Annotated in this window: 7 protein-coding genes; 3 read left to right on the top strand and 4 right to left on the bottom strand. The window is 67.1% G+C overall.

Going from position 1 to position 9,829, the window contains the following annotated elements; translation table 11 throughout:
- Both AC1DHD_RS13325 and AC1DHD_RS13320 read right to left on the bottom strand, forming a co-directional pair.
- Positions 1–569, bottom strand: a 569-nt coding sequence (locus AC1DHD_RS13325; RefSeq protein WP_476880172.1) for an acyl-CoA dehydrogenase family protein, incomplete at its 3' end; no start/stop codon positions are given.
- A gap of 64 nt (positions 570–633) precedes the next feature.
- A complete protein-coding gene (locus AC1DHD_RS13320) occupies positions 634–948 on the bottom strand; it encodes a hypothetical protein (protein ID WP_476880171.1) in 315 nt (104 codons plus the stop codon).
- Positions 949–1,243: 295 nt separating this feature from the next.
- Between AC1DHD_RS13320 and AC1DHD_RS13315 the strand changes: the two genes are divergently transcribed.
- The 3 genes from AC1DHD_RS13315 to AC1DHD_RS13305 are packed head-to-tail and all read left to right on the top strand — an operon-like array spanning position 1,244 to position 7,163.
- The gene (locus AC1DHD_RS13315; RefSeq protein WP_476880170.1) at positions 1,244–2,692 is read left to right on the top strand and encodes a DUF3375 family protein; all 1,449 of its coding nucleotides are present in this window, start codon (positions 1,244–1,246) and stop codon (positions 2,690–2,692) included.
- Between the two features lie 2 nt (positions 2,693–2,694).
- Positions 2,695–3,735 carry a DUF4194 domain-containing protein gene (locus AC1DHD_RS13310; protein WP_476880169.1) on the top strand — a complete coding sequence of 347 codons (1,041 nt, stop codon included), beginning with the start codon at positions 2,695–2,697 and terminating at the stop codon, positions 3,733–3,735.
- Positions 3,732–7,163 carry an ATP-binding protein gene (locus tag AC1DHD_RS13305; RefSeq protein ID WP_476880168.1) on the top strand — a complete coding sequence of 1,144 codons (3,432 nt, stop codon included), beginning with the start codon at positions 3,732–3,734 and terminating at the stop codon, positions 7,161–7,163. The genes AC1DHD_RS13310 and AC1DHD_RS13305 overlap by 4 nt, the downstream gene beginning before the upstream one ends.
- A 30-nt stretch (positions 7,164–7,193) precedes the next feature.
- Here the strand turns inward: AC1DHD_RS13305 and AC1DHD_RS13300 are convergent, their stop codons facing one another.
- Positions 7,194–7,688, bottom strand: a complete 495-nt coding sequence (locus AC1DHD_RS13300) for an FBP domain-containing protein (protein WP_476880167.1) — start codon at positions 7,686–7,688, stop codon at positions 7,194–7,196.
- A gap of 1,418 nt (positions 7,689–9,106) precedes the next feature.
- Entirely contained in the window at positions 9,107–9,820 is a 714-nt protein-coding gene (locus tag AC1DHD_RS13295) for a DUF998 domain-containing protein (RefSeq protein ID WP_285242556.1), read from the bottom strand.
- Positions 9,821–9,829 lie beyond the last annotated feature (9 nt).

Genomic DNA, 9,829 nt, shown 5'->3' with positions numbered 1-9,829 from the left:
GCCCCGGCGGCGCAGCGCGGCAGGTACTCGCGTTTCTGCTCGGGTGTCCCGAACACCTTGACGGGTTCCGGGACGCCGATCGACTGGTGCGCGGACAGCAGCGCCCCCAGGCTGGGGTGCACCGATCCCAGCAGGGCAAGCGCCCGGCCGTAGTACACCAGGGACAGGCCCAGGCCGCCGTATTCGCGCGGGATCTTCATGCCGAAAACCCCGAGGTCCGCCAGCCCGGACAGGTAGGCGTCGGGGACCTTCGCGTCGCGTTCAATGAGGCGGCCGGACATGGTGCGGCAGTACGCGGTGAGCCGCTCCATAAACGCCTCGCCGCGTTCGACGTCGTCGGCCGGCGCCTGCGGCCACGGGTGGACCAGGCCGAGGTCGAAGCTGCCCAGGTAGAGGCCTTTGGCGAAGCTGGGCCGTTCCCAGCTGGCCTCCCTGGCGGCTTCGGCGACGGCCCGGGCGTCGGCGGCGGTGGCCTCGCGGCCGATCTTTTGCGCCGGCACCGGCACTTCGGCGGCGGGGCTGTCGGTTGCGGGGCCGCCAGTTGCTGGGTTGTCGACGGCGGAGCTCATTGGGCATCTCCTCTAACCGGGTTGTCCGGCTCGAGCCCTGGATCCGCCGCGGGTGGAGGACCCTTCAGCTGTCCCGCAATACTACCCGCGGGTAGGTGCCCGTACTAGGGGAGGGCTGCCCGATTAACTCGCCCGGAAAGTCCGTGGTGAGCTCCACCGCGGCGGCGTGGTGCAGCAGGCGGTCCCAGCCGGCGTTGATGCCGTGGACCAGGCCCAGCAACGCTCCGGCCACCACGAACCAGGCCAGCCGGCCCACGCCCAGCAGGGCCAGCGCCACGAAGGCGGCCGCCGTAATGAAGAGGCCAATGACCAGGGCGAAAAGCAGGGTTCCGAGGAACACCATGGTGCCCGTTTCCACCGCACTTGGATCGAACTGCATTCTTCCTCCTGCACCGTCGCTTCGGCTGGACCAGTAGCCCGAGCGTAGGGCGCCGCGGGCCGGACCAGCCAGAGTCGCCGTGCGGGTCGGAAGGGGTTGATACGGGATCGAAATGCTACCCGCACGTAGGTCACGGGGAGGTCGCGGATTTCCCCGCCGCAGCAGTCTCTGCCGCGGTGTGCGCCGCCATTCCGGGGACCCAGCAGGGATTCCGGAGGCCCTGCGTTAACCTTGTAGTTGGCAGTTTTCTTGGATCCACTGCCCACCCCACCCCCGGCATCGATAGGAGAACTGCGTGTCCCGGTCCGCTGTGTCCCCCGCCGACGCCATCAGCGCCCGGCTCCGGGACCTGGAACTGCTCACCAAAGGGCCCGCCTGGGCGCTGACCCGTTCGGCGCCCTGGGTGATCGCCGTGTTGCAGGCCTCCTTCACCCGCACCCGGCCGCAGCTTCCGCTGGAGCAGTTCCACGCCGACGTCGACGCCTTCCTTGAGCAGCTGCGCCGCCAGGATCCGGGGCTGGGCGGCTCCGCGAACGGCAAAGGTTTCGGCGACGAGTGGACCCGCAAGAATTTCCTGACCCGGCGGAACCAGTCCGGCCAGATCGTGTACGAGGTCACCGAGCCCGCGGCGCGTGTCCTTGCCTTCCTGGACAGCCTGTCCAGTGAACGCTCCACGCTCAACGGCTCGCGGCTGGGCACCCTGCTGGGCGATGTCGAGAAGCTCGCCAATGAGACCAACCCGGACCAGAGCGCCCGGCTGGAATCCCTGGAGGAGGAGATCGGCGAACGCCGCCAGCTGATCGAGGAGATCAGTTCCGGTGAATTCGACGGATTGCTCGACGACGAGGAAGCCGTCGAGGCGGCCGGCAATATCCTGGACCTCGCCGCGAGCCTGCCCGCGGACTACAAGAAGATGCGCGACCGGATCGAGGAGCTGGTGGGCGAGCTCCGGAACCAGATCATCGAAGAGTCCCTGAGCAAGGGCGCCACCATGGCGCAGGTGCTTGAGGCGGACAAGCGGCTGCGGCAAAGCCCGGAAGGAAGGACATTCCGGTCCTTCACGGCGTTCCTGGAGGACCCGCAGCAGCAGCTCCGCTTCCGGTCCGCCATCGGCGAAGTGCTCAGCCGGCAGTTCGCCGACGACCTGAGCCAGGACGAACGCGAGACGCTGAAGAACCTGGTGGCCGAGCTGCGCAGCCAGCACAGCCAGATCCAGCGGATTTACGGCAAGCTCAGCGAAAGCCTCAACACCTACGTCCAAAGCGACGACTACCGGCAGTCTGTCCGGCTCCGGAAGGTGCTGCGAGAGGCCGAACAGGCGATCCGTTCATTGCCGTACGAGCGCGAGCGTCCCGGCCTGGTCCGGGGACCGGTGCTGTTCAACGCCGGCTTCGAGTCCCTTGCCATGGTCAAGCTCTTCGATCCGGACGAGTTCGCGGCGCCGCCCAAACTGGCCGATCCGATCGCCTTCAGCGACTCGGACCGGGTGCGCTCGCCGCGGACCGGGAAGGCCAACCCCGAGGCGATCCGCGCGGCGGCCGCGGGCGCCACAACACTGGCCGAGGCCTGGGAGCAACTGCCGGACGGCGAACGGCACATCAACTCCATCCGGGCCCTGCTCTCGCACGCACTGCACCTAGGCGCCGGCTTCGACCGGGACGCCTGGGCGCCCCTGGACTTCGAACAAATCGACGGGTCCACCCGCGCCGCCTACCTGCCCGTCGTCACACTCAAGAAGGATTGAAGATGAGCGAAGTCTCCCTCGAAGCGCCGGGCGCCGAGCCGCAGCACCAGCCGGAACCCGCCAGCGAACCGGGACACGTGCACCCGGACCCGTTCGCCGTGACTGCCCGGGACACGTTTGTCGACGGCGCAGCGCTCTTCCCCGGCGACACCGGAGTGCTCCCCATGAAGGTCCGCCAGGCGCTGGTGAAACTCCTGAAGGGGCCCTACATCGACGGCGGCCGCGACGAAAAACTCTGGACCACACTCCTGGACAACCAGGTCATCCTGCGCAGCCGCCTCTCCGAGCTATTCCTTACCCTGCAGCTGGACCATGAACGCAAGATCGCTGTGCTGCGCCCGGTGGACCCCGAAGCGATCGGCGGGAGCACCCGCTCCAGCATCCTGCGCCAGCAGCGGGCCCTGAGCCGGGTCGAAACCATCGTCCTGCTCCGCCTCCGCCTGCTCCTGGACCGCCACGTCACGGCCCAGACCGACCCCACGATCACACGCGAGGAAATCGCCGACCTCGTGGCCCACTACCAGCCGGCCGGCCAGCAGGACGCCCTGCGCGACTCCGACGTCGTCACCCGCGCCATCACCAAGCTCCTGGCCCGCCAGCTCCTCCTCGCCACAGGCCTGGATGACGTCTACACCATCTCCAACGCCCTCCCACTGGCCCTCCCGTTCGAAAACATCGGCGACATCCCGGCCCAAATCGATGCCCTGATCGCCGCCAGCACCGACCAGTCGGGCACCGAACCGCTGCTGGACCTCGACGCCGACGCGGCCGTTCCGGTGGATGATGCAGAAGGCGACGACGACATTTCGGTGACGCAGAGCGATGGTGACGACGACGATTCGCTCCTTAACAGCAGCGGCAGCGCCGGGGACATGCGGCAGCATGCGTCTAAGCTGGGCCCACTCGGACAGGGTTCCCTGGCCGAGCTTGCGAGGCGAGGGGGTCCGAGGGGCGGAACGAGCGAGCATGCAGAGCATGTGTCCGGTGATGTCGCGATAGGCGACCACAACGGCGTGACCGACGAAGCGGAGGACGCCGAATGAGCATCGCCACCATGCTGCCTATGGGCGAGCTCACCAACCCCGGCCAGATGCGCCTGGCCCTCGTGCAGGTGGTCAACTGGGGCACCTTCCACGGCGCCCACACCATGCACGTGGACCGCAATGGCACCCTCCTGACCGGCAATTCCGGCGTCGGCAAGTCCACACTGTTCGACGCGATGCTGCGGGTCTTCGACGCCCGCCCGCGCTCCAACGAGGCAGCCGCCCAGCGCGCCGGCGGGGCCGTGGAGGACAAGAGGACCACCTTCACCTACATGCGCGGCAAAGTAGGGGACAAGGCCGTCGGCGAAGGCTCGGCCAGTGCCTTCCAGCGCCCCGGCGCCACCTGGTCCGCCGTCGCCCTGACCTTCGACAACGCGGCCGGCACCCGGGTGACCATTTCGGCGCTGTTTGATCTGCCCAAGAACGGCACCGAATCCAGCGTCGGACGCTACTACCTGATCGATAACAAGCCGCTGGACCTGGCCGCTGTGGAGGGCATCGCAGAGAAGCGCTTCACCAAGTCGGCGCTGGACGCGATTTTCCCGGATGCGCAGATCTTCGACGTGCACAAAGCCTTCGCAGAGCGTTTCCGGCGCCTCCTCGGGATCAACTCGGACCAGGCCCTGCCGCTGCTGCGCGTCATCCAGGCGGGCAAGGGTCTCGGCGGCAGCGTCAACACCTTCTTCCGCGACCAGGTCCTGGATGCGCCCGCCACGCTGGCCGCTGCGGACGACGTCGTCGAGGAATTCAGCAACCTGATGTCCATCCGGCAGCGGCTCGAAGACGTCCGGCAGCAGCGCGACCAGCTGGCCCCCGTCCCCGGGCTGAACAAGGAGTACGCGCAGGCCCTGCTCGACGCGAACCGGCTCCGGGACCTCACGGGCGAGGAGTTCGAGGCCTACAAGCAGCAGCTGGCCGTTACGGTGCACGAAAAGACGCTTGAACGCGTCAAGGCCCAGGCACAGGAGAAGGCCCGCGAGCTCGGTGCCGAGCGCGGTGTCCGCGACGGACTGGCCAAGGAGCTCCGCCAGCTCGAGGCCGACTACAACAACCAGGGCGGCAACGCGATCTCCGCGATCGAACAGTCGCTGGAGAACGCCCGGATGGGCCTCAAACTCCGCCAGCAGGTCGAAGAGTCCGCCCGAAAAGCCCTGACGGATGCGGGCCTTGAGCTCGAATGGACGGCCGCCGGCTGGGAGCAGGCGCACGAACATGCGGCCGCCCGCTCGGCCGAGCTGAAGGACGACTCCGAGGCCCTCAAGGAGCTGCGGTTCGAGGCGTTCGACGGGCACGCTGCCCGGAAGCGGGAACTCGCCGCCGCGCAGCAGGAACTTGTCTCGCTCAAAACCCGGAAGTCCCTGCTGCCGCCTTCAAGCATCGAAAACCGCAGCGCCATCGCGGCTGCCACGGGCGTTGCCGAGGAGCTGATGCCGTTCGGCGGCGAACTGATCGACCTCGCAGAGGGCCACGAGCAGTGGCGGCCGGCCGCTGAGCGGGCCCTGCGCAGCCTCGCCACCACGCTGCTGGTCCCCGGCGAGCACTTCACCGCCGTCACCCGGTACCTCAACGATCATCCGGTCCGCGGCGCACTGCGCGCCGTCGACGTCTCCAAGCCGCTCGCCGGCGGCGCGCTGGCCGTGGAGGATGCGGCCGACGGCGACCTGCTGACCAAGCTGGACATCCTCACCGCAGGGCCGGCCGCGGCGGCCGGCGAATGGATCCGGGAGCGGATCGCCCTTGATTACGCGTACCCCTGCGTCGAGGATCCGGACGAACTGGCCCGGCTGGACAAGGGACTGAGCCTGGGCGGCGTGGTCAAGCGGAACCGCCACACCGTGGAAAAGGATGACCGCTTCACCTCCCGGCAGGACTACGTCCTGGGCTTCGATAACGCCGCCAAACTGGAACTCGTCGCCGCGCAGGTCGAGGACCTCCAGCAGGAACTCGCCAAGGCCGCCGACCTGGCGCAAAGCCGGGAGGAATCCCACCAGGGCATGACCCGGCAACTCGACGCACTCCGCCGTGTCGCCGACGACCACCGGCCCTGGGAACAGGTCTCCGCGGCCGTGGCCGCCGATGAGCTCGCCCGAATCGAGCAACGGCTCAAAGACGCCCTCGCCGCCCAGGCCGACCTCGAGCCGCTCCGTGCCAACATTGAGGCGGCCCGGCAGAAACACCAGTCCAGCACCGAGGCCGCGGCCGTGCTGCAAAGCGAGTACAAGGCACTCGACGCCGCCACAGCAGCGGCACTGGAACCCTACTTCGTGGACTTCGGCGACGTCCTGGAAATGCACGAACTGGACAACCTCGCCAACCTGGTCCGCACCCGGCTCCTCGCGGAACTGCACGCAGCCGAGTCCCGCGGGCAGGCCACGTCCGAGCGGCTGACCAGGATCTTCGAGGGCTTCGTGCGTGAATGGGGCACGGCCATCTCCGCGGACCACGGCACCTCGATCGGGGCTGCCGGGGAGTTCGAAGGCCGCTACCACGCCATAGTCAGCGACGGGCTGCCCGCCCAGGAGGCCGAGTTCCGGCAGTTCTTTAACCAGCGGACACACGAGTCCTTCAGCACGCTGCTACACCTGCTGGACGAGGAACGCCGTTCCATCACCAGCCGGATCCTGCCGCTGAACGGCGTCCTCTCCGAGGTGAACTTCCACGAGGGCAGCTTCTTGGAACTGGACATCAAGCAGACGCTGCCCGCCACCGCGAAGCAGTTCAAGGACGCCATCCAGAACGCGCTGAAGGTCCGCCACACCCGTCCGGGGAAGGCTGCCGCCGCGGGTGCGCCCGCGGGCCAGGCGGCCGGGCAGGACGACGACGCCGAGCTGACCAGCCGTTACAAGTCGCTGGAGACGCTGGTTAAGCGGCTCGGTTCCCAGGCGCCCGAGGACCGGCGCTGGCGCGCCGAGGTCCTGGATGTCCGGGGCCACCTGTTCATCCAGTGCAAGGAGCACCGCGGGGTGCAGCCCGCCGGGCCAAACGCGGCCGCCAAGGGCAGCCGGACGCCGCGCGCGGCGAAGACCGAGGTCTACATGCACGCGGACACCGGGTCGATGTCCGGTGGCGAGCGGCAGCGCTTCACCGCGTTCATCATGGCSGCGGCCCTGAGCTACCAGCTGGGCATCGCCGAGCAGGGGTTCACCACCTACGGCACGGTCATGATGGACGAGGCCTTTGTGCTGGCCTCGGAGGAATTCGCCGGCGCCGGGATCAAGGCGCTGCACGAGTTCGGATTCCAGCTGCTCCTGGCCGCGCCGGAAAACGTCATCGACCTCTCACGGCACCTCGGTTCGGTGACCGAAATCCTCCGGGACAAACGCACCAACCGGTCCGGCGTCCTGACCGCCCCGGTGATCACGGCAGGGGCCGCCCCGGAGGGCGCATGGCGCTCCGAGGCGAACCCTGTGGACATCGTCCTGCGCTGAGGACAGCCCGTCCTGCGCCTGGCTGCTGCGTTACTTCCCCTGGACGCGGTCCAGGAACCTGGAGGTCCGCTCAGCCAGGCCCTCGATTTGCCGGAGTACGACGGCGGCCGGGTCGGGGTTGATCTCGTTGGCCGGCGGTTCCACCCGGACATTGCGGCAGCACCCGAATTCGGCGCAGATCAACGTGCCGACGGTGTTCCCGTTGCGGCCCGACTGGCCGGACCGCTTCGCCACCCAGAGCACCACGTCATCCTTGGAGAAGATGTCCCGGCACAGCTCGCACAGGACTGAGCGGTTCTTCTTGGCGCCGCCCTCCGGGGCCCGGAGCATGATTCCGGTCGGACCGGTCGGGCCCGGCAGGACAAGGTAGCCGCGCAGCGGCATTTTCCCGTCGCGCCAGCCCAGGAATTCGAGGCTGTCCCAGTCGAGGGAGTCGAAGTTCGCGGGGAGGTTGAGTTTGGCCGCTTCGGAGCGGCTCGCGTTCACGAAGGACGAGCGGATCTGCTGGGGCGTGAGTTTTTGCATGACGGAATCTTTCGGCATCGGATGGTTCCGTCCCGGGGCCTGATGGCGCGCCGGGGCGGTCTAGGGCAAGGGAATGCCAGCCTGTGATTCCGGGTGTTACCGGGTACTTCCGGTGAAATTAGTCCGCGGCGACGGCGGACGGTCCGGTGGAGGCTGGCAGGTGCGCGGCCGCGAAGCAGGCCATACCGGCCACCCCGCTGACTGTGGCAGCAGACATCGTTGCGATGCGCATGCTCACTTCCCCTCGTCCATCACGGAGACATTCGTCCCGGAAATTCACCGAACCGGGTCCGATCGGCCCGGTCCGGCCATCCTTGCAAATCCGCGGGACGCCTGTCCAGTTTCGGGGTCCCTGCCGGGAACCTGGGCGCTTCGCGTTGAAGCGCCCGGGGGTGGAAGCCCGGACCTAGGCGGCCCTGGCGTCCGCTGGCGCGGCCGGCTGTTGGGTCCACGGCTTCCGTCGCAGGGCTCCGGGATCCCTGGCCCTGGTGTTTACGTTGTTCGTCGCCTGATTACTCTCCTACAAGCGCCGCATGATCCAGGCAGGGGCAAGGGATGGTCTGGGCTGTATGGGCGAGGAGCTGGTACAGGAGCCCGCAGCCGAGAGCCGACTTGAAGCGCTTAGACCACAGTGTCCGAGTGCCGGGCCCTTTCCGTCTCGTATGAGCGCAATCCGTGCTTTACTCCGAGGCGAATGATCCAGTACAGGGCCAGTACAGCGAGAACTACCGGCACAGCGACCGCCGCCAGTCTGACAATTATCAAAACAATGTCCAATGCGTTTCCCCCAGTGTGAGCTTTTTCGAAAGCAAGCCTCTCACACGGCTTGTCTGTAGGAACACATTTCCGTCGGACGCCGATCACACTGACGGGGGCACAGCAATTTTACTGAGCCTGCCCGGCCCGGTGAGCCCTGAGCGCATCTTCTCTGATCCATCCTCTGGTGAGGACCAAGTCCAGGGCGACAGACGCCGGGAACACGATCCAGAAAATCGACTGAGGTGCCAGGCCCGCAAAAACCAACCCCATGAGGACAAGGATCATGCTTCTTGCCGCTCGCGAATGTAGGTCAGCATCCAATCCCCCCTTGTGCACTCCCATGATCCCCCTGGTCACCGAAGTGCCCTCAGCATCACCTGCCAGCCCCCCACGGTCAACAGGGCTCGCCACGCCCGGCTTCAGGATGACCAGGATGAGACCACCCCGCGCCGGATTCGACCTGGAGCGAGGGTTCCGGTACTAAACCAGAGGGGCCTCGCAGGGCTCGCACCTTTTCGGGCGTCCGCTGGCGCGGCCGGCTGTTGGGTCCAGTGCTTCCGTCGCCGAGCTCCGGGATCCCTGGCCCTTTCCCACGTCTTTACCGATGCTCCTATAGTCGTCAAATTGCTGTTGATCGTGCTTTTTAGTGGTTGGCTCGCTCAGCTGGTGCGGACGGTGGGAGGCAGGGGTTGGCTGCGTCGTAGGTGGGCGGCCGTTATTGCCAGCCAGGTCCAAGCGAGGACTACGGCTGCTGTGAAGCTAAGAACGATGACGGCTGACGTTGACCCGCTGGCAATGCCGACGAAGGCGGCGAGAAAGAGGATTCCGGTAGCAAGGGAGAATGCTCCGAGCCTCCGGTTTTCGGATGTGTAGAACCGGCGGGCCATAACRCAGCAGGCAGCGATGAAGGCGGCAAAGCCAATCCCTGCGGTAACGAAGTGAAGAAACCCGTGGAGGGACCCGGAGATAGGGGGTCCGGGAGGTGCGCCTTGAGGGAATCCGTTCATGGGATCGGCGGTGAAAATCCCCGCACCCACTAATCCGGCACCGTAGATTCCGACGAGAACCGGCCCCCAGGTGGCTCCTCGTCCGGGGTTGAGTGCGCGACGGAATCCGACGGCGGTCAGGAGGGTTAGGGCGCCGGTGAGGATCAGGTTTGTGGTTTGCATCCAGCCTAGGTCGCCGTTGGCTAGGACGCTGAGGTCGTTATGTGCCGCGTCGAAGCCCGGGCGAAGAAACGCCTGGGCATAGCTGACCAGAAGGTATAGGGGGCCGGCGGTGATGCCACAGGCCAGCAATACCCGCGTGGCAGAGGAGGCGGGCGGGCGTCGTTGGGATCCCTGATGTTCGGTCTGATAGCTGATTTTGGGCATGGTCTATTC

Source organism: Arthrobacter sp. 05L45_2 (genome assembly GCF_056397525.1).
This window is presented reverse-complemented; position numbering and strand designations above follow the sequence as displayed.

Excerpts from the sequence above, each read along its gene's own strand:
- AC1DHD_RS13310 (WP_476880169.1), top strand. The coding sequence starts at position 2,695 with ATGAGCGAAGTCTCCCTCGAAGCGCCGGGCGCCGAGCCGCAGCACCAG.
- AC1DHD_RS13320 (WP_476880171.1), bottom strand. The coding sequence starts at position 948 with ATGCAGTTCGATCCAAGTGCGGTGGAAACGGGCACCATGGTGTTCCTC.
- AC1DHD_RS13300 (WP_476880167.1), bottom strand. The coding sequence starts at position 7,688 with ATGCAAAAACTCACGCCCCAGCAGATCCGCTCGTCCTTCGTGAACGCG.